Annotated in this window: 17 protein-coding genes; 5 read left to right on the plus strand and 12 right to left on the minus strand. The window is 74.7% G+C overall.

The features are described 5' to 3' along the window. Window positions 1-60 precede the first annotated feature (60 nt). Window positions 61-1,752 (minus strand): GAF domain-containing sensor histidine kinase, encoded by a 1,692-nt coding sequence (locus AC6EXY_RS10535; protein ID WP_499817815.1) that lies wholly within the window; start codon window positions 1,750-1,752, stop codon window positions 61-63. Between the two features lie 830 nt (window positions 1,753-2,582). Here AC6EXY_RS10535 and AC6EXY_RS10540 point away from each other — a divergent pair. From AC6EXY_RS10540 to AC6EXY_RS10555, 4 genes are all read left to right on the plus strand, one after another. After that, window positions 2,583-3,182, plus strand: a complete 600-nt coding sequence (locus AC6EXY_RS10540) for a cysteine dioxygenase (protein WP_101834414.1) — start codon at window positions 2,583-2,585, stop codon at window positions 3,180-3,182. Between the two features lie 80 nt (window positions 3,183-3,262). Beyond that, window positions 3,263-3,625 carry a rhodanese-like domain-containing protein gene (locus AC6EXY_RS10545; RefSeq protein ID WP_101834437.1) on the plus strand — a complete coding sequence of 121 codons (363 nt, stop codon included), beginning with the start codon at window positions 3,263-3,265 and terminating at the stop codon, window positions 3,623-3,625. A 791-nt stretch (window positions 3,626-4,416) separates the two neighbouring features. Continuing rightward, the gene (locus AC6EXY_RS10550) at window positions 4,417-4,791 is read left to right on the plus strand and encodes a WhiB family transcriptional regulator (protein ID WP_101834439.1); all 375 of its coding nucleotides are present in this window, start codon (window positions 4,417-4,419) and stop codon (window positions 4,789-4,791) included. A gap of 300 nt (window positions 4,792-5,091) precedes the next feature. Then, window positions 5,092-5,637: a SixA phosphatase family protein gene (locus AC6EXY_RS10555; RefSeq protein WP_101834416.1), complete on the plus strand. Its 546-nt coding sequence runs from the start codon at window positions 5,092-5,094 to the stop codon at window positions 5,635-5,637. A gap of 176 nt (window positions 5,638-5,813) precedes the next feature. On the opposite strand, the gene AC6EXY_RS10560 is transcribed toward AC6EXY_RS10555, so the two are convergent. From AC6EXY_RS10560 to AC6EXY_RS10580, 5 genes are all read right to left on the minus strand, one after another. After that, on the minus strand, window positions 5,814-6,005 hold the full coding sequence (locus tag AC6EXY_RS10560) for a hypothetical protein (RefSeq protein WP_423748154.1): 192 nt from the start codon (window positions 6,003-6,005) through the stop codon (window positions 5,814-5,816). Between the two features lie 217 nt (window positions 6,006-6,222). After that, complete coding sequence (locus tag AC6EXY_RS10565; protein ID WP_101834419.1) at window positions 6,223-7,743, minus strand: alpha,alpha-trehalose-phosphate synthase (UDP-forming); 1,521 nt, start codon at window positions 7,741-7,743, stop codon at window positions 6,223-6,225. 271 nt (window positions 7,744-8,014) lie between these two features. Beyond that, a complete protein-coding gene (locus tag AC6EXY_RS10570; RefSeq protein WP_101834421.1) occupies window positions 8,015-8,278 on the minus strand; it encodes a hypothetical protein in 264 nt (87 codons plus the stop codon). Between the two features lie 6 nt (window positions 8,279-8,284). Next, complete coding sequence (locus AC6EXY_RS10575; protein WP_499817814.1) at window positions 8,285-9,622, minus strand: hypothetical protein; 1,338 nt, start codon at window positions 9,620-9,622, stop codon at window positions 8,285-8,287. A 111-nt stretch (window positions 9,623-9,733) separates the two neighbouring features. After that, window positions 9,734-12,886: an FtsK/SpoIIIE domain-containing protein gene (locus AC6EXY_RS10580; protein WP_499817813.1), complete on the minus strand. Its 3,153-nt coding sequence runs from the start codon at window positions 12,884-12,886 to the stop codon at window positions 9,734-9,736. A gap of 685 nt (window positions 12,887-13,571) precedes the next feature. Between AC6EXY_RS10580 and AC6EXY_RS10585 the strand changes: the two genes are divergently transcribed. After that, the gene (locus AC6EXY_RS10585) at window positions 13,572-14,156 is read left to right on the plus strand and encodes a phosphatase domain-containing protein (RefSeq protein WP_423748020.1); all 585 of its coding nucleotides are present in this window, start codon (window positions 13,572-13,574) and stop codon (window positions 14,154-14,156) included. Between the two features lie 58 nt (window positions 14,157-14,214). On the opposite strand, the gene AC6EXY_RS10590 is transcribed toward AC6EXY_RS10585, so the two are convergent. The 6 genes from AC6EXY_RS10590 to AC6EXY_RS10615 form a co-directional block, all read right to left on the minus strand. Next, window positions 14,215-15,054, minus strand: a complete 840-nt coding sequence (locus AC6EXY_RS10590; protein WP_101829719.1) for an ABC transporter permease — start codon at window positions 15,052-15,054, stop codon at window positions 14,215-14,217. Further along, window positions 15,051-16,112, minus strand: coding sequence for an ATP-binding cassette domain-containing protein (locus AC6EXY_RS10595; protein ID WP_101829718.1), 1,062 nt, complete (start codon window positions 16,110-16,112; stop codon window positions 15,051-15,053). The genes AC6EXY_RS10590 and AC6EXY_RS10595 overlap by 4 nt, the downstream gene beginning before the upstream one ends. 106 nt (window positions 16,113-16,218) lie before the next feature. Further along, a complete protein-coding gene (locus AC6EXY_RS10600) occupies window positions 16,219-16,758 on the minus strand; it encodes a MerR family transcriptional regulator (protein WP_101829727.1) in 540 nt (179 codons plus the stop codon). A 611-nt stretch (window positions 16,759-17,369) separates the two neighbouring features. Continuing rightward, complete coding sequence (locus AC6EXY_RS10605) at window positions 17,370-17,855, minus strand: bifunctional nuclease family protein (RefSeq protein ID WP_101829717.1); 486 nt, start codon at window positions 17,853-17,855, stop codon at window positions 17,370-17,372. A 159-nt stretch (window positions 17,856-18,014) separates the two neighbouring features. Next, a complete protein-coding gene (ftsR, locus tag AC6EXY_RS10610) occupies window positions 18,015-18,794 on the minus strand; it encodes a transcriptional regulator FtsR (protein WP_101829716.1) in 780 nt (259 codons plus the stop codon). 16 nt (window positions 18,795-18,810) lie between these two features. After that, a complete protein-coding gene (locus AC6EXY_RS10615; RefSeq protein ID WP_101829715.1) occupies window positions 18,811-19,356 on the minus strand; it encodes an FHA domain-containing protein in 546 nt (181 codons plus the stop codon). Window position 19,357 lies beyond the last annotated feature (1 nt).

Consider the following 19,357-nt stretch of genomic DNA (forward strand, 5'->3'; position numbering starts at 1 on the left):
CGCCACCCCGCGCCCACCGGGAAAAACCGCATACCTGGGGTTTCCGCCGTGGGAGGGATCTCACCGCGGCGGAAACCCCTCGAGCGAGGGCACCACGCGCAGCGCCGCGGGTGGGGTGATGAGCGGGACCTGCCAGGTCACGGTCGTGCCGATACCGCTCTCACCCGGGCCGAAGCCCATCCGGCCGCCGAGGTCGACAGCGCGTCGGCGCAGGTTCGCCAGCCCGCTGCTGCGCGAGGCGCCGCCCGGACCGCAGCCGTCGTCCCGGACCTCGACGAGCACGTCGACACCGGTCACCCGCAACAGCACGTCGATGCGGGTGGCCCGGGCGTGCCGGGCGATGTTCGACAGCGCCTCGCGCAGCGCCGCCAGCATGTGCGGGCGTATCGACGCCGGCACCCGGCGCTCGATCGGTCCGTCGACCCGGATCTGCGGCGTGATACCCAGCGCCCGTTCGGTCTGCGCGACGATCGCCCGGATCTCCCCGGCGAGATCGCCCCCCTCGTCGTCCACCAACGTCAGCGAGAAGATCGTCTGCCGGATGTCCGCGATAGTCTGGTCGAGCTCGTCGGCCGCGATATGCAGCCGGGCGGTGGCCGGGCCGTCCACCGACCGGGCCAGGCTCTGCAGCTGCAGGCCGGTCGCGAACAGCCGCTGGATCACGACGTCGTGCAGGTCGCGGGCGATCCGGTCACGTTCCTCGAAGACCGCGAGCCGCTCCCGGTCCCGATGGATGCGGGCGAGCTCCAGGGACAGCGCCGCCTGGCCGGCGAACGCCGCCGCCATCTCCAGGTCAGGCCCGCTGAACGGCACCGCCGAGCCCTCCGTGCCCAGCACGAGGATGCCCAGCGTCCGCCCGCCCGCCATCAGCGGCACCACCATGCCGTGCTCGGCCGGCGGATCCGGCGTGCCGGCATCGAACAGCGGGCCGCGGTCCGCCCCCACCAGCGCCGCCCGGCCGGTGCGCATCGCGTCGAGCAGCCGCGCCTCGTGGCGCAGGATCCGCCCGCGCAGCCGCTCCTCACCCTCCCCGTCGACCACGCCCACCACCAGGCCCTCGACGTCCTCGACGTCTGGCACGAGGATCACCGCGAGGCGGGCCGCGGTCACCTGCCGGGCGCGACGCGCGACCAGGCCGAGTGCCTCCTGCGGATCCGCGACGGACAGCAGTGCCGTCGTGATCTCGGCGCTCGCGTGCAGCCACGCCTGGCGGCGCCGGGTCGCCTCGTAGAGCCGGGTGTGGCCGATGGCGAACCCGGCGGCGGCGGCGAGCGCGCCGACGAGCGCCTCGTCGGGCGCGGTGAACGCGCCGCTGCTGCCCCTGCCGACCAGCAGCAGCGCGCCGAACACCTCCCCGCGCACCGCGATCGGCACATGCAGGAACGCGCTGTCGGCGGCGAGACGCGGCGGGCACCGATCACGCAGGCTCTCTGCGACCAGGCCACGCCCCATCGGCAGCAGCCCTAGCAGCGCCCCCGCGCCGTCGGCGGCGTCGCCGGCCTCGGCGGCGTCGGCGGCGTCGGCGGCGTCGGCCGGGAAGACCTCGGCGACCTCGCCCGCCTCGCCCAGCAGGCCCAGGGCGCCCCCCTCGGCGCCGACCAGCCGGATGGCGGCCTCGACGACACGGCACAACGTCACCGGAAGACTGCGCTCCTGCGCGATCTCGACGATCCCGCCGAGCAGACCGTCCAGCCGCGACCGGTCATCGCCCGCCGGGGGCCCGGTCCGCCCGCCGGCGGGCGTCTCAGCCATCCGTCATCGGGCGGCTCGCCCGTCCTCGCGCACGACATCCCCTCGCTCCCCCGACCGCCCACCTGGCGCGGAGGAAGGCCGACCGCGGTGGTTCGCTCTGCCCCGCAGGATATCCACCGGAATCACCCCGGGGAGCACGCTGACCACGCACCGCCGATCGTGCGTCAACGCCGCGCGTCACTCCCCGCCCGCGATCCGGGCCACGTAAGGTGGGGGCATGGCAGCGCCCCGCCTCCTCCTGCACCGCGATCGCGTGACGGATCTGGGCCGGATCGCCAGCGCGGCCTGTACCGGCCGGGCCTGAGGCGCCGCCGGCGGCTCCGCGCCGTTCCCGCCCCGCGCCCGCACCTTCCCGGGTGATCGTCCGTCGTGATCGTCCCGCCCCTCCTCTCTATGTCCGTGTCGCACCATGGCCGTCCCGAGAGCTACGGACGGTGAGCGGCTCCGGTCGGTAGAGGCGCCGGGAACGGCTCGCGGACCGGTCCTTTCGAGCCACCGCCGGGGCTACCCGTCGGGTGCGCCGGGGCCGCGCCGGAAGATCGCCCGCGTTGGTCGGCGAAGGCCCAGCCGATGCCCACGCCGCCGCGCGGATCCGTGTCCCGGGGCAGCCCGGCCAGGCGCGTGGATCCCGCCGCGGCCGGCGACGCTCACCCGCCCGCGCCGGCGGGCGCGACTGAGCCGGCGGCAGGCGAGCGCCGAGCCGTCCGGCGCCCACCGCCGACGACGCCGCCCACGCCGGTGCCAGCGGTCACCAGCCCGGACCTGCCCCCGGGCCGCTCGGCCCCGTCCCACCCTGCCGTGTCGTTCCGACCGTCTATCTGGGAGTCCTCGTGCCTCTGCTGCATCCGGCGCTGCTCGTCGCCGGAACGGTCCCGCGCCCCGCGCCGTACCTGCCGGCCGAGTGCCTCAGCGACGAGCCGGAACGCCTGGGCCTGACCGCCCTGCGCCGGCTGGCGTCCACGCTGGCCGCGGCGCCCGAGGTCTGGCGCCCGGTGATCCGCCACCACGCGGACCGCCGGTGGTACACCCGCCTGCTCCTGTCCGCGTCGGTCGAGGTGTGGTTGATCGGGTGGTATCCGGGGCAGCAGACCGAGGTGCACGACCACGGTGGGGCCCTCGGCGCGCTGGCCGTCGCCGACGGGTCCGTCGAGGAGGACCAGTATGATCGACGGTGGCGGCTCACCCGGGTGCGCGAGCACCGCGGCGGCGCCACAGTCGGCTTCGGTGCCGCGCATATCCACCGGGTGGCCAACCGAGGGCTGACGCCGGCCACGACGATCCACGCCTACTCCCCGCCCGAGCTGCCGCTCCGGTACGGGCCGAGCGCTGGCGACGCCACCGCGACGGCCGGCATCATCGGGTCCCAGCCCACCGCCCTGATCGACCCGAGCCGCGCCGAGACGGTCGCGGCGGGCGCGGCGGCACGATGAGCGGCGCCTGCGCGGGGCCGGGCCGAGACCAGCCGCAGGGCAGGGACCAGCCGCAGGGCGGCGGGAGCCGGATCGACGCGATGCTCGCCGCCGCCCGGTCCCGTCTGCGCCGGCTGGAACCGGCCGAGGCGGCACACGCGCTGGCCGAGGCCGGCGGCGTGCTCGTGGACATCCGGCCGGCGGCCCAGCGGGCCGCGGAGGGCGAGATTCCCGGCGCCGTGATCGTCGAGCGCAACGTCCTGGAATGGCGGTTCGACCCCACGAGCGACGCGCGGCTGCCGTTCGCGACAAGCGACGATCTTCAGGTCATCGTGATCTGCTCCGAGGGCTACACGTCGAGCCTCGCCGCGGACGCGCTGCGCCAGCTCGGCCTGCACCGTGCCACCGACGTCATCGGCGGTTACCACGCGTGGGCCGCCGCCGGGCTGCCCACCACGGGGTGACCAGAAACACAACTCCCCCATCCCGACCCGCGCCGGCCCGGCCAGCGCCGCGAGGTCGGTTGACAGCCTGAAGCCGCTACCCCGAACGGGGCGCAACGCGCTTGCACCAGCAAAGCGATCGGGTGTGGTTCTCGGCACACTTCATGGCACAAATCGACCCAAAAGTGCCAGATGGCCGCCGCCGCGCGCGCCCGACACGTGCCCGCAACCAGGCTGAGACGCAGCTTGCACCCCCATTCCGGGCCTCCCCGCCGGTGCACCCGCGCGACCTGTCGGACAGTCGACAGCGATCTTTTGGATGCTCGTTTCCGCTGCCCAACAGCGATTCCGGGCACACCTGTGGGCCACCGCACACCGCCCGCCGCCCGCCGCCCAAGATCGCGAAACGGTCGCGCCGGGTCACCTCACCCGGTCGCCGCGCGCCCTCGAACGAGTCTCAAGTGGCTCCGGACGTTCGCGTTCCGGAACCCTTGCTATCCGGTCGAGAGGCGTCTACGTTCCTCGGTTAACGAGGCGAGACGGGATCGTTTCCGGGCGAGGCCGCCCCCGGTATGCCAGGTAAATGGCGCCGGCGGCGGATTCCCTCGGGACCTTCCGGTGGCATCTCGCCTCACCGCGGTTGACCTGCCTGTCTGGGTGTGCGTTACGCCGGATTTGGCGGTCTGCACAGCAAACGTGTCCGCCTTTGCAACGTCAGCAGGAGACGGTATGCCCAGTCAGCTCAATGTGCCTTTTGCCCGAAGTGTCGCCTCACTCGGCTTCCGGTCCTCGTGCCACTGTGGCGGCGCACGATGAGCGCCGGCGTACCCGTCCTTCCCGGCCGCGATCTGCCTCCGCAGCCCTTCGGCGCCGGCTGGCCCGCGTACTGGCGCCAGGACGCCGCGTGCCGTGACGGCGACCCGGACGCCTTCTTCCCGCCGGACGGCCGTAACACCAAGGCCCGCGCCGCCGCGGAGTCCCGCGCACGCAAGATCTGCTCCGAGTGCCCGGTGCAGCGCCCCTGCCTCGCCACCGCGATCTTCCGCCAGGAGGAGCACGGTGTCTGGGGTGGGCTGACCTCGGACGAGCGGTCCTCCGTCGTCCCCCGCGGCCGCCTCAGCGCCGAAGACGCCCTGCTGTTCGCCGACCGCCTGCTGCTGCCCTCCTCCGCCTCCATCGCCGGCTGATCACCGGCACGGATATCCGGTGACGCCGGGTATCCGTGACACACCCGGGATATCCAGGTGTGGCAGAGCGCCGTGATGACGGATACCTGCCGCACCCGGATATCCAGATCCGTCCCACCGGACGGCAGCGGGTGTACCCACCTCGATGCCGGATCTCCCCATTGACGAGCACAGCCCCCGCCCGGCAGGCTGCGAGCCACCGCCCGCGGTTCGCGGGACGGTCGAGATCCGGGAGACGGCAGTAGACGTGACGGACGCGGACACACGGGCACGGCGGCCTGCGACGGTGCGAGTGCCTCGATGAGGCCGCCGCGTCGCCTGCTGCTTCTGCGCCACGCGAAGTCCGACTGGGCCGACGGGGCGACGCCGGACGTGGACCGCCCGCTGTCGGCGGCCGGTCGGCGCGGCTGCGAACTCGTCGCCCGCCATCTGTCCGACGCCGGTCTCGCGCCCGACCTGATCCTCTGCTCGGCCGCGCTGCGCACCAGGCAGACCGTCGAGGGCATCGCCGGGGCGCTACCGGCGAGCGTCCCCGTCCTGGTCGAGGACCGGCTGTACCTGGCGGAGCCGCAGGCCCTGCTGGAGCGGTTGCAGGAGGTCGATGACGGGGTGCCGAGCGTCCTGCTGGTGGGGCACAATCCGGGCATCCACGCGCTGGCTGTGGCGCTGCTGGCCCCGCCGGAGCGCCACCGGATCGCCACCTTCCCGACGGCGGCGCTCGCCGTCGAGGACCTCGCCGTGTCCCGCTGGGCCGAGCTCGGCCAGGACACCACCCGGCTGGTCGCGTTCGTCACTCCCCGCCAGCTGCGCGAGTCGGCCGGTGCCGCGGGCGGCGACGCCGGCTGAGACGCGGGCGGGCGACATCCGGGCGAGCGGCGGCCGGGCGAGCGGCGGCCGGGCGAGCGGACATGACTGGCACCGGGCGGAGACCTCGGCACCCGCCGGCCGGGACCCGGCGCCCGGCGGCGTCGTCGTGGGCCCGCCTGACGTGCGGGCCCCGACGACTCGGCTCACCGGCACGCTCAGTAGGCCTGCTCCATGATCCGCGAGGCGAGGGCGATGGCCGCTCCGCCGACCACCAGCACCGCCGTCACGATCCACAGCGCCGTGGAGGCGAGCGGGAGGGCGATGGCCCCGACGACGAAGCCCGCGATAATCAGCAGCACCGCAAGCCACGAACCCGTGTTCGCCTTGTGGTGACCGGTCTCAGCCACGTCCACTCCTGTTCGTCCGTTGCGCCGGCCCGCGGGCCGGCGGCGCGTCGGTCTCCCACCGCATGGCGCCCGCTGCGAGACTACCCGCGATCGGCGGCCGGGTTCCCGGCTGGCGAGGCGCCCGGCCCGGGCCCTGTGGCCCACTCGGGCGGGCGGTCCGGCCGGTGTCGCGCGGGCGGACCGGCTCGGTCACCGTTCGCGTGCGGGGGCGCCGGGCTCAGATGAACCCGGCGATGCGGCGCAGGTCGACGAGCTGGTCGTCGAGCCAGCGCCGCACGTCGTGCGTGCGCACCTGCTCGGCGGCGGCGGCCAGGCGCCGGTGGCGCTCCTCCATCGGCATGGTCAGCGCGGTGTAGAGCGCGTCGGCCATCTGCTGCACGTCGAACGGCTGCAGGGTGACGGCGAACTCGCCGAGCTCCTCGTGGGCGCCGGCCATCTCCGACAGGGCGAGCACCCCGCCGCGCCGGTTGACGACCGCCACCTCCTTGGCCACCAGGTTCATCCCGTCGGCGATCGCGTTGACGATGAGCACGTCGCAGATCGAGTAGGCGGCCACGGCCAGCGGGAAGTCCTCGACCATCCGCAGGTCGATCGGCTGGCGGCCCTCCTTGGTGTGCCGGGCGTTGATCTCGGCCACCAGGCCGCCGATCAGGGCGATGTAGTCGGCGTACTCCGGCACGTCGGTGCGGCTGGGTTGCAGCAGGGCCAGGAAGCTGACCTTGCCGACGAGCTCGGGATGCTGGTCGAGCAGCGTTCCGAAGGCGAGGAAGCCCCGCACCACGTTCTTGGACGGGTCGGTGCGGTCGACCCGCAGGATCAGCTGCCGGTCGTCGTCGAGGAACAGGTAGCGCAGCATCGCGATATGCGCCGCGACCTCCTCGGACGCCTGGGTGGCGTCGAGGGCGGCCGGATCGACGGAGATCGGGTAGTACCGGGCCCGCACCAGCCGGTCGCCGACCGTCACCGTGAGCTGCTCGAGGTCGGTCGGCAGGCCGAGCAGCTCGGCCGCGCACAGCACGAAGTTGCGGGCGTAACGGCGGGTGTGGAAGCCGACGACGTCGCTACCAAGCAGGCCGCGCAGCAGCCGCTCCCGGATGTCCCCCGGCAGGATGCGCCACTCGTCCGGCCCAGGCCAGGGAATGTGGATGAAATGGGTGAGCACGACGTCGGGGCACTGCTCGCGCACCCAGTCCGCCACCAGGTAGAAGTGGTAGTCCTGCAGCAGGACGAGTGCCTTGCCGCCGCGGGCGCGCACCTCGTCGACGACCGCGTCGGCGTAGGCGCGGTTGACGGTGGCGTAACCGTTCTCGAAGGCGTCGTGCTCGGCCCGGGTCAGCACCGGCGACAGCGTCCGCCCGTAGAGGCCGTGCTGGATGAACCACAGGATCGGATTGGACCAGACGCTGTAGAAGTCGGCGTAGGCGCTCGGATCGGTGACGACGAGCCGGACGCGGATCGCCGGCCCCTCCGCCTCCCCCTCGATCAGGCGGGGCTGCGGGTGGGTCTGGACGAGGATGGAGCTGCCCGAGTGCTCCGCCGCGACGGCGGCGTCCTCCTCGCTGGCGGCGCCACAGACCCAGACGGCGTCGTCGAGATGTTCGGCGAGCCCGGACAGGGCTGAGACGAGCCCGCCGGCACCCCGGCCGACGGTCCGACCGGCGGTGTCCCGGTCGAAGCTGACAGGACCGCGATTGGACAGGAGCACGAGTGGCAGGTCGAGGGGGATGAAGTCCGACACGGCGATGCGGCCTCCTGGTCACGGGCGGTACTCGGCGTCCGGTGCCCTTGGTGGTGCCAGCGCCCCGGGCGCACGGGGACAATCCGGACTGTAGTGAGACCCGGTTCCGGATGCACCGCGTTGCAGGGCGCCCAAACGGTTGTTACCCAGACTTTCACCTGGTCACCTTGACCGTCCGATCGGACACCCTCCGCGACCGATACCTCCCTGAATTCGGGAGTCGCCGTCACGCGTTTCGCATCATCAGGCACTGGCCGCGACGGACCTGCCGTCAGAGCCCGTCCCGGTAGTCCCGGACCTCCTGCACCGCCGAACCCAGGGACGCCAGGGACATCTGCAATGTGTCGCGTGTCTCCACGAGCGCGCTCGTCAGTTGTTCCACGGCCCGGTGCTCGCTGCCGTCGGTGGCCGCGATCACCATCGCCTGCGCCTCCTCGAGCATGCTCAGCGCCCCCTCCAACTGGCCGGCGACCTCCTCGGTCCGCCGGAACGCCTCGTCGAGCTGCGCCTTGACGTCGGCGATCGTGCCTGACACCCGTCCTCATCCCTTCCTGGAACCGCCGGCCCGCGCCCCGGCCGCCTGCTGCTGCGCCGGCGCGCCGAGACCGAGCCCGAACCGCGCCGCCGCCGCCAGCGAGACGAGCGCCCCGGCCACATCGACCATGTCGGTCGGCGCGAGACGGAACGTGGCCAGCACGGCGACCGCGGCCATGCCCGCGCCCAGCACCCCCGCCCGCAGCGCCGGCTTCACCCCGCCCTCCACGCCGGCCGCGGCGACGACGAGCCCGCCGGCGAGCACCGCCGCTGCGATGATGCAGGGCATACCGGGCGCATGGGTGAAGACCCGCAGCAGGCCGACGACGAGCAGGCTCAGCAGGCTCGCGAGGGCGGTCACGAGGCCCGCGGACGCCGACTCGGCACCCTTCGTCACCGCGCGCAGCTCGGCGGCCTTGCTCATCGCGTCCAGGCACAGCTCATAGGCCTGCCGGGGCGCCGTGCGCGGATCGACGGCCGCCGACGCGTCCGCGTCACCGAGGCCGGCGCCGCGCCCGCCCCTGGCAGCGCGCCCGGTGCCCCGTGACGCCCGGCCACCCCGGCCCTCGCGGCCGTCGGGGAGCTCCCGGCCGCGCCCGGCGCTCGCCAGGGGACGGCCGGAGCCGCGGCCGCCGGCTCCGCCCAGGCCGCCCCGGGCGATGGCCTCGGGGCGCCCCGGGCGCCCGGCGGTCTTCTTCGTCAGCGCTACCGGTCCGCCGGGCGCGGGCTCGCCGGCCGCCGGCCGGAGCTGGCCGAGGTCGGTCAGCCCGTACTGGGCGAGCGGCTCGGCGACCTGGGCCCAGACGTTGTCGACCCGGTTGCGGATGTCGGCCGCCGCTTCCCGGTGCCGGCGTGCCTGGGCACGGTTGCCCTGCCGACGGTGGTGGGCGTCGCGCCCCGCCCGGGCGCGGGCGACGTCCGAGGCACCGAGCAGCCCGCGGTAGCGCTGCGCCGCGGCGTACGGGTTCTCCAGCTCGGTCTCGGATTCGGCCACGGGCGCCGCCTCGGGCACGGACCCAAACGGGGGCACGGACCCAAACGGGGGAACGGACCCAAGCGCGGGAACGCTCCCGAGCGCGGGCTCGCGTGCGGCCCCGGGCTCGCGCTCCGGCTGGACGGCCGCGGCGGCGCCCGGAAGCCACCGGGCCGCGCCGACCCCCTCGGCCAGCCCACCCGCCGGGTCCGCGCCGCCGCCCGCCGCATCGACCAGGCCGCCGCCCATCGTCGGCCCGGTCTCGGGGGCGGCGACGATCGCGCCCCGGTCGGGCGATCCGGCCTCGGTCCGCTGCCAGGACCCGGCGATCGACCACCGTTCGGAGGTGTCCACCGGCTCACTTCCCGCCACGATCGCGCTCCGTCCTCCCCCGACCCCTGCCGCGGGCCCACCCGCGGCCCTCCGGCGTCCCGGGCCCCAGACCCGGCCGTCGTGCGGATCATCCTGCCCGATCATCGCCGCCTACCCGCGGACCAGCGGCGCGAACGGCACCACCGTGCGCGGCTCGGACTGGGCGTGCCGGTCGAACAGCACAGCCCGGTTCGCCGTCGTGCCACCGGCGACCGGTCGGTGGCCGGCGAGGGCGAACAGCTCGCTGCCGGGCACCCCCGCCGCCGCCCACGCGGCGATGTCGTCGCGGTTGACCGGCCCGAGGTCCTCGGACATCCGGGACACCCCGCGCCACCAGCCGATCAGATGCACCCGCTGGGCGGGCCCGCGCCGGGTGATCGTGCGCAGGTCGTCGAGCCCGGCGCGGCGGCTGGTCGGATCGCGTGCCTCCAGCGCGGCCCGCCCGGCGTCGATCGCGAAGATCACGACGAGGCGCATCGGCGGTGGCGGCCCGACGTCGCCGGCGAGCGCCGCCTCCTCCCGGGCGCGGGTGTCGTCGGCGGCGGCGGCGAGCACCGCGCGCAGCCCGGTGACGTCGACGACCCGCACGGGGTGCCCGACGCGGCGGATCCGCGAGGCGAGGATCTCCGCCGCGCCCACCGCCATCGGTTCGGCGGCGACGATCTCGACCACGAGCCCGCCGGGGGCCACCTGCTCGGCGACGCTGGCGGCCGCCGCCTGCACCATGCCGACCGCCTCCCGGCGCAGCGGCCCGAGCACGGCCAGATGCCGGCCCGGGGAGGCGGCCAGCCGCACGCCGACCGCCGCCGGGGCGAGGTCGACGGGCACGCCGACCAGCGCGTAGGGGTCAGCGAGGCCGGCGGGCCCCATCGTGGCGGGCGGCTCGTCGCCGCCGTCGGCCGCGGCGAGCTGCTCACGCGCGGCGGCGGGGGCCGACTCGACGGCGAGCGGCGCGGGCCGCCCGTCCAGCGCCCGGTAGACCGGATTGTCGTCGAGGATCGCGGGGGCGTGGCCGACGAACACCCGCGGCGGCGGCGCCGTCGGCAGGCTGCGTGCGGTGAGCGTCGCCAGCCTGTCGCGCAGGCCGGCGAGCACCGCCGGGTCCGGGTAGACGACCCGGACGTGCTCGTTGCCCGCGGGATGCCCGTTGCGCCGGTTCACGATGGCCTCGCCGACGCCGGCCAGGGCGCCCGCGGCCTCGTTCGCCGTGGACAGCAGCACCCGGGACTCGGAGATCGACGTGCGCAGCGCCACCCGCAGCGCGAACTGCCCGAAGATGGAGCCGCGCTTGCCGGCGGTGGAGTCGAGCGCATCGATGCCCGACAGCGTCTGACTGGCCAGCAGCAGGTGCACGCCGTAGGCGCGGCCCTGGCGGGCGAGGACCTCCAGCAGCGCGACGCCCTCCCGGGCGATCTCGTCCATCGGGGTGAGCATCACCTGGAACTCGTCGACCACCACGATGATCCGCGGCCAGGCGGAGCTGCGGTCGGCGGTGCGCAGGCCGCGCAGGTCCCGGGCGCCGATCGCGCGCATCGCCACCGAGCGCCGGCGCATCTCGGCGCGCACCGCGCGCAGCACCGCGACGCCGAACTCACGGTCGCTCTCGATGCCGACGGTGTCTGCGTGCGGGAGGTAGAACGGGTCGCTCGGGCCCCCCGCGAACTGGGCGAACTCCAGGCCCTCCTTGAAGTCCAGCAGGTGGAAGCGGACCTGGTCGGGGGCGTAGCGGGCGGCGATGCCGTAGACCATGTCGAGCAGCAGCGTCGACTTGCCGGCACCCGCCTGGCCGCCGACGAGCGCGTGCACGGTGTCGTCGTCGAAGGTGAGCCGCACCGGCCCGTCCACGCCGGTGGCGACCGGCACGGTGACCCCGCCCGCGCTGTCGGACTCCCACAGCACCGGCGGCAGCAGCGCGGCGATGCCCGGCGGGCGCGACGCCTCGCGCCGCGCGGCGTCGGCGACCTGCCGGCTGACGTTCGTCACCAGCTCGGTGGGGGGCGCCTCATCGAGCTCGACGGCCAGCAGGCCGGTCAGCGAGGTGCGCCACTGCCCGGATCGCGCGTCGCGCCACTGCGGCCGCTGGGCGAGCAGCTCCACGGCCGTGAACACCACCGAGTTCGGCAGCGGGGTCGCCACCGGGTCGGTCTCCTCGTCGAAACCGAGGTCGGTCTCGTCCGGGTCGGGCGGCCCCTCCTCGTCGTCGAGGTCGCCGGCCCCGCCGGGCTCGGGCAGCGGGCGCTGGACGATGGAGATGACGTTGACGCCGCAGGCCGGGCCCTGCGCGGCGACCGCCGACAGCGCGCGGGCACCCTCGTCGTACAGGCGCGGCTCACCAAGCAGCACCAGCACCGTCCACGGCTCCGCCCGGCCCCGCCCGGCGTCCTCCCGGTCGCGCAGCGAGTCGAAGTGGCCGGCGAGCCGCTCGACGGTGATCCGGCCCACCTCGGTGGACAGCTCCGCGAGCCGCTCCTCCAACCGGGTGCGGCTGGTGATGGTGGCCTCGGCGACCCCCGAACCACGCAGCGGCGCGAAGCCGGCGAGCCCGGCGCCGAGCTCGTGCGGGTCGTAGACGACGAGCCGGACGCGCCCGGCGGGGCTCGCGGCCAGGATCCGGGTGAGCAGGCCGCGGACCAGGTCGACAGCGGCCGCCCGCTGCCCGCGGGTGACCTCGATACGCAGGTTGCGGGCATCGAGCAGCGGCACGGCCAGCGGCACCGCGTCGTGCGGCCCGTCGGGCTCGCCCCCCGGGATGATCACCTGGCCGACCCGCCACAGCCCCGGCCGGTAGCGCGCCCGCCCGGCGCCGGCCGTCCTCTTCCCCAGGCCCACCGATCCACCGAGCCCCGCCGACCCGCCGAGCCCCGCCGACCCGCCGAGCCCCGCCGACCCGCCGAGGTCGCCCGAGCCCGTGAGGTCCCCCACTCCCCCGGCGCCCGGTGGCCCGACCGGTCCGACGCCGAACGGACCGTGGCGCCAGTCCGGCGCCGACCAGGACGCGCCGGCGAACCCGCGAGCCTGTTCGCGGGCGATCTGGCGCGCCTCGGCGAGTTCCGCGTCGACGCCGGTCGCCCCGCCGGCGCCGTCACCCGGACCGGCGCCGGGCGTCGCGCCGGATCCCGCCCCCCGGCCCGGCCCGGTCCCCGCCGCGGCGCCACGTTCCAGCTCGGCGGCCTGTTCCTCCAGCCGATCGGCGAGTGCCAGGGCGGCTCCCAGCGACGACTGGATACCGGCCACGAGCGTGCGCGCCCGCCGGGTACCCGACATCGGTCCGACCTCCCCTCACCGTCCGCGGGCGCCTCGCGCCCGCGGACGACCCACGTCCACCACCGGCCCTGGCCGTCGGTGCGCCGCGCCCACCGACGACCATGACACGTCCAGGGAAGCAAACATCCCAGAACGCGCCGACCGGCCGATCCGCCCCGTCCGTTCCGAAGCGCCCGCGGCGTCCCGTCACCGCCCGGCGCCGTCCGACGACCAGCGCCACGCTAACGACCACCCGGCGCGGACGTGTCGGATCCACCACGGATCACACGGCCCGGACCAGTCATGGACGACGCCCGGACCACCATTGACGAACGGGTCGTGGTTCTGGCCCGCCCCGGCCAGGCACCGGTGTGGGCGATCCGACAGCGTTTCGGGGGGTCCGCGGGGTTTGTGGAGCGCAGGACATCACCATGACAGTTCGTCCTCCGCGCCCGCCGTCCCCGCGGCCCTCCCGACCACGGCGCACCTCGGGCCCGTCGCGGCGGCGGCCGTCGTCCCCCGCGCGCCGGCCGCCAGCGCGGCCAGCGCCCCGGGGTCGCGGACATGACCGCGGGTTCCTTCGGCCACCGCGCGGACGATGGGCCCCGCACGTGTTCAATGGCTGGAAGAGGGCCACCTCGCCGACGGACCATCCGCAGGCCCGGCGCGGCTGGAGGACGGCGGCCCACGCGGGGAGGGAGTCGTGGTGACGGACACGGCGGGCGGGGCCCGGGCTGCGCACGACGCGGCGACGCCGGCGCTACCGGCACCACCGGCGGCACCCCACGGGCAGGCCCCGCCGGTGGTGCCGCGCCAGCGGCCGCTGGCGGTCATCGACGTCGACGGTGTGGTGGCCGACGTCCGCCACCGGTTGTGCTTCCTGCGGTCGAGCCCCGGTGACTGGGACTCGTTCTTCGCCGCGGCGTCCGACGACCCGCCACTCGCGGAAGGGGTGGCGCTGGTCCGCCAGCTCGCCAAGGATCACGAGGTGGTCTGGCTGACGGGCCGGCCGGAGCGGTCCCGGGAGGCGACGAGCCACTGGCTGCGCGAGCAGGACCTGCCGCCCGGCGAGCTGCGGATGCGCCCGGACGACGACCGGCGCCCCGCGCGGGTGTTCAAGCGCGCGGTGCTGCGCGAGCTCGGGGTCGGGCGGCAGGTCGACGTCGTGGTGGACGACGACCCCGCCGTGGTCGACCTGCTGCGCGCGGACGGCTGGCCGGTGCTGCGCGCCGAGTGGCTCGCCTACGAGGCGACCCTGGGCAACGCCCAGGAGGACGCCGGTCGCACCTGATCCGTGTGCCCGGGCCGCGCCCGGAGGCGGCGGCCGCGGCCGGGCCCGAGGGAGGCGCTCAGGTGGACGCGGAGCGGCGGTACACCCGCACGGCGAACGGCACGAACACCAGCAGCAGCCCGACACACCAGGCCAGCGACTGCAGCAGCACCGAGGTCACCGGCCCGCCGAGGAACAGCGCGCGGACCGCGTCGATGGTCACCGATACCGGCTGGTGGCGGGCGAACGCCTGCAGCCAGCCCGGCATCGAGCCGACGGGGGCGAACGCCGAGCTCGCGAAGACCAGCGGGAACACCCAGATGAACCCGCCCGACTGGGCCGCCTCGGCGCTGCTCACCGACAGGCCGATCACCGCCGAGATCCACGAGAAGGCATAGGCGAACAGCAGCATCAGGCCGAAGCCGAGCAGGGCGGCCGGCACGGTCGTGTCCCCGAAGCGGAAGCCGACGGCGAGCCCCACCAGCAGCATCGTCACCAGGATCAGCGCGTTGCGGACGAGGTCGGACAGGGTGCGGCCGGTCAGCAGCGCCGAGCGGGACATCGGCAGCGAGCGGAAGCGGTCGATCAGGCCGCGCTGGCGGTCCTCCGCGAGGCCGATCCCGGTGATCATCGCGCCGAACACGACGGTCTGCATGAACACGCCGGGCATCATGTAGTCGACGTACTTGCGGCCCGGCCCGACGTCGATGGCACCGCCGAACACGTACGTGAACAGCAGCACGAACATGACCGGCTGGATCATCGAGAAGACGAGGAGCTCGGGGATCCGCCAGGTCTGCACGAGGTTGCGCCGCGCCATGATCCAGGCGTCGATCACCACCCAGGCCAGCCGGCCGCGCCGCGCCGGGACCAGCTCGACGCCGCCTCCCGCCGGGGCACCCACATCCAGCGCGCTCACGCCGTCACCACCGATCGGCCGTCCCTGTCGGAGTCGTCGTCGCCCGCGGCGCCGTCGGCCGGCGGGCGCTCGCCGGGGACCGCGGGGGCGCCCGCCGGCGGCTCGTCGTCACCGGCCCGGTGGCCGGTCATGGAGAGGAACACGTCGTCGAGGGACGGCCGGTGCAGGCCGACGTCGTCGAGGGTGACCGCGATCTCGTCGAGCGCGCGCACCACGGCGGACAGCACGCTGGCACCCGCGACGGGCACGGTGATCCGCCTGGCGTCCGCGTCGGCCGTCGCGGGCCCGGTGCCGAACCGGGCGAGCACCGCGCGGGCCGCCTCGACCTGCGCCGGATCGTCCCCGGCGAGGACGATGTCGAGGCGGCTGCCGCCGGTGCGGGCCTTGAGCTCGTCGACGGTGCCCTCGGCGATGACCCGGCCGCCGTCGATCACCGAGATCCGGTCGGCGAGCCGGTCCGCCTCCTCGAGGTACTGCGTGGTGAGCAGCACCGTCGTGCCCGCCCGGACGAGATCCTCCACCACCTGCCACATCGCCGCGCGGCTGCGCGGGTCCAGCCCGGTGGTCGGCTCGTCGAGGAACAACACCGGCGGGTTGATGAGCAGGCTGGCGGCGAGGTCGAGCCGGCGGCGCATCCCGCCGGAGTAGGTGCGGGTCTGCCGGCCGGCCGCGTCGGTCAGGTCGAAGCGCTCGAGCAGCTCGCGCGCCCGGGCCCGGGCGACCCGGGCGGGCAGGCGGTAGAGCCGGCCGAACATCTCCAGGTTCTCCAGGCCCGTGAGCCGCTCGTCGACCGCCGCGTACTGCCCGGTCAGGCCGATGCGGGAACGCAGCTCGTGGGCCTCGCGGACGACGTCGAGCCCGAGCACCCGCGCGCGCCCGGCGTCGGGCCGCAGCAGCGTCGTCAGAATGCGCACCGCGGTTGTCTTGCCGGCGCCGTTGGGACCGAGCACGCCGTGCACCGTGCCCACGGCGACCCGCAGGTCCAGCCCGGCCAGCGCCCGCTTGCCCCGGAAGCTCTTGCGCAGGTCCTCGGCGAGGACCGCTGGTTCATCCGCCACCCGTCGGACGGTACGGCACACCACCGACGTTCTCCCGCCCGGTCCTCGACGGCGGGGAGTTCGGCCCGAGTGGCCAGGCACGGTCGCCGGCGTGTCCGCTCGGGTGCTAGGCGGTGCTGCGGCGGGTGCGGCGGCTGGCCAGCTCGTCGCCTGGATGGGTGGTGGGCGGCTCGCCGGGACGCTCGCACGGCAGCTCGGCGAGCTGGCCGCGCATGTCCCGCAGGGCGCGGCCGACGGCGATCGCGAAGACGCCCTGGCCGCCGCGGACCAGGTCGATCACCTGGTCGTCGGAGGTGCACTCGTAGACGGTCGACCCGTCGCTGATGAGGGTGAGCTGCGCCAGGTCGTCGACTCCGCGGGTGCGCAGGTGCTCCACGGCGACCCGGATGTTCTGCAGCGACACGCCGGCCTCCAGCAGCTTGCGCACGACCCGCAGGACGAGCACGTCCCGGAACGAGTAGAGCCGTTGGCTGCCGGAACCCGATGCCCCGCGGACGCTGGGGACGACGAGTCCGGTGCGGGCCCAGTAGTCGAGCTGGCGGTAGGTGATCCCCGCCGCCGCGCAGGCAGTCGGCCCGCGGTACCCGACGTCGTCCCCGGGTGGATCGGGGATCTCGTCGGGAAAGAGCTGGCCCTGTTCGATCATCGTCGTACGCACTTCGCCGCCATGCCAGCCCCATCCTCCGTTCGATCCGGGTCGTCCCGGCGGCCGGGCATCCCGGGTCGCCATCCCGGACGTCCGGTCCGGTCGAGTCCGTTCCATCACCGCCGCGAACCGATCGGCGCGCGGACGTCGCCGGCCGGCATCACGCACGAACGGCACGTGCGCCACCTCGCCCGTCGGCGCCATCCCCACCCACGGTCCGTGGCCGGCGGTCCCCCCACCGCTGGCCGCGCGGCGCCGGACCGGCCGGCACCGCACTCACTCCCCGGCGGGATCAGGGCCGGAGCTCGCTCATCCGTCTGACACGCCCGCCCCGGGCACGGGCGAGCGCACGCTCCGGGGTTCGGGCTTCTCCGACCGTAGGAGGGACGCGCAGTTCCTTCAATGATCTAAGCCGGCGTGTCCATAGTCCAGCGGACACAACCGGACAGATCGGACAAAAAGGAATCCTGGGGGGTCAAACAACGCGTGGCCACGGCTCACCAGGCAGGAAATGTGGTCAGGGCGCCCTCGAACAGGCATCCGCGACGGCGGGCCTCCGACGACCCCCGCGCGGCGCGGCGGGACGGATCAGGGCCGGCGGCCGGGCGCCGTCAGGAACCCGGGGTGTTGAAGTCCTCCGGGGAGATCGTGTCCAGGAACTCCCGGAACTTCTCCAGCTCGTTCTCCTGTTCCTGCTCCTGCTCCTCGGGCACCGTGATCCCGGCCTCCGCCAGCACGGCCTCGACGCCGTAGACCGGCGCGCCCATCCGCATCGCCAGCGCGATCGCGTCGGACGGGCGGGCGGAGACCTCCACGCCATTGCCGAAGACCAGCGTGGCGAAGAAGACGCCGTCCTGCAGGTCGGTGATGGTCACCCGGGTCAGGTCCGTCTGCAGCGCCCGCAGCACGTCCCGCATCAGGTCGTGGGTCATGGGGCGGGCCGTCGTGATGCCCTCCTGGGCGAAGGCGATCGCGGTCGCCTCGACGGCACCGATCCAGATGGGCAGGTACCGCTCGCCCCCCACTTCCTTGAGCAGGACGATCGGCTGCTTCGACGGAAGCTCGACTCGCACGCCGACGATGTCCAGCCGATGCACCGATCTACCTCCTCGCGCAGGTGGGGCAGGGCGGGATGTTGTGACCGGAGCCAGAAAACCCCACAGGGGAGACAGTATCCCCGCTTGCGCCCGGCGTCAGCGCGCCCACCGGTTCCACCGCCCGGCAGGGCACTTCTCCCCGGTCTCGCGGCCCAACGCTCAGGTCGATCTGCCGGCGGCCAGCCGGGAGCGCAGCAGCGCGGCGTGCAGCCGCACCAGCAAGGCCGCCAGCTCATCGGCGGTCTGCGCGTGCCGGCCGGCGCTGTCCGCGCCTCGCTGGCCGCGCAACGGGGCCACGGCGGCCTCGATGAGACCAGCCTCACGATCCGCCACCGTCCGGGCGGCCCGCAGATGCCGGGCCTGCACGCCGTGCCCGGCGAGCAGCGCGACCGTGCGGGCGACCAGCAGGGCGTCGGAGTCGTAGTACCCGCCGCCGGCGATCGGCGCGACCAGGCCGTGCCGCTCGAGGTCGGCCAGTTCCTCCTCACCGAGCCCCACGGCCGCCAGGAGCTCCCGGCGCGACAGTCTGACCCGATCCACACCGAGGATCGCGTCCAGGCCGGTGGGCGCGGGATGGGGCGGCAGCGCGCGCGGGCCGGGGCGGTACACCGGCGACGTCTCCCCGCGGTCCAGGGACGCCAGCTCCTCCTTGATGACCCGCAGCGGAAGGAAACGCTCACTCTGCGCGTGCAGGACGTAACGCAACCGGGCCACGTCGTCCGCGGAGTACTTGCGGTAGTTGGAGCTCGTGCGGGCCGGTTCGACCAGGCCCTCCGCCTCCAGATAGCGGATCTTCGACAGGGTGATGTCGGCGAAGTCCGCCCGCAGCCGCTCCAGGACCTGCCCGATGGTGAGCACCTTCGCGGCCTGGCCGATACCGGCCGCCGGGCCGGGGACACGCGGACCCGGCGCCGACGACGCCGCGGCGACGCCACTCACCGTTGGACCTTGCCGATCACCGCGCCGCCGACCCCCCGTAGCTCGAGCCGGTGAGGAACACCAGCCGGAACTTGCCGATCTGTACCTCGTCGCCGCTGGTGAGCTCGGCGGAGTCGATGCGCTCACGGTTGAGGTACGTGCCGTTGAGGCTGCCGACATCGCGCACGGAGAAGCCCTTGGTGTACGGCGAGCGGTGGAACTCCGCGTGCCGCCGGGAGACCGTCACGTCATCGAGGAAGATGTCGCTCTCCGGATGGCGGCCGACGGTGGTCAGGTCAGCGTCGAGCAGGAACCGGCTGCCGGCGTTCGGGCCCCGCTTGACGACCAGCAACGCCGACCCCGGCGGCAGCGCGTCGACGGCGGCCACGGCGTCGCGCTCGGTCGACTCGTCGACGTGGTCGCCCTCGATCCCGGACAGCGCGGCCGCGAGGTTCAGCGTCGATGTCTGTTCGGCGGGCCGCTCTGGCGCCACGGGCTCACCCGGGCGCACGAGAGGGGACCCGCACCGCGCGCAATACAGCGCGTCGGACGGGTTCTGCTGTCCGCACCTCGTGCAGAACACA

The organism is Frankia sp. RB5, assembly GCF_059816245.1.

Bases quoted from the DNA above. Each gene is read 5' to 3' on its own strand.
- AC6EXY_RS10535 (WP_499817815.1), bottom strand. From the start codon at position 1,752: ATGGCTGAGACGCCCGCCGGCGGGCGGACCGGGCCCCCGGCGGGCGAT.
- AC6EXY_RS10545 (WP_101834437.1), top strand. From the start codon at position 3,263: ATGCTCGCCGCCGCCCGGTCCCGTCTGCGCCGGCTGGAACCGGCCGAG.
- AC6EXY_RS10550 (WP_101834439.1), top strand. From the start codon at position 4,417: ATGAGCGCCGGCGTACCCGTCCTTCCCGGCCGCGATCTGCCTCCGCAG.
- AC6EXY_RS10555 (WP_101834416.1), top strand. From the start codon at position 5,092: ATGAGGCCGCCGCGTCGCCTGCTGCTTCTGCGCCACGCGAAGTCCGAC.
- AC6EXY_RS10580 (WP_499817813.1), bottom strand. From the start codon at position 12,886: ATGTCGGGTACCCGGCGGGCGCGCACGCTCGTGGCCGGTATCCAGTCG.
- AC6EXY_RS10600 (WP_101829727.1), bottom strand. From the start codon at position 16,758: ATGATCGAACAGGGCCAGCTCTTTCCCGACGAGATCCCCGATCCACCC.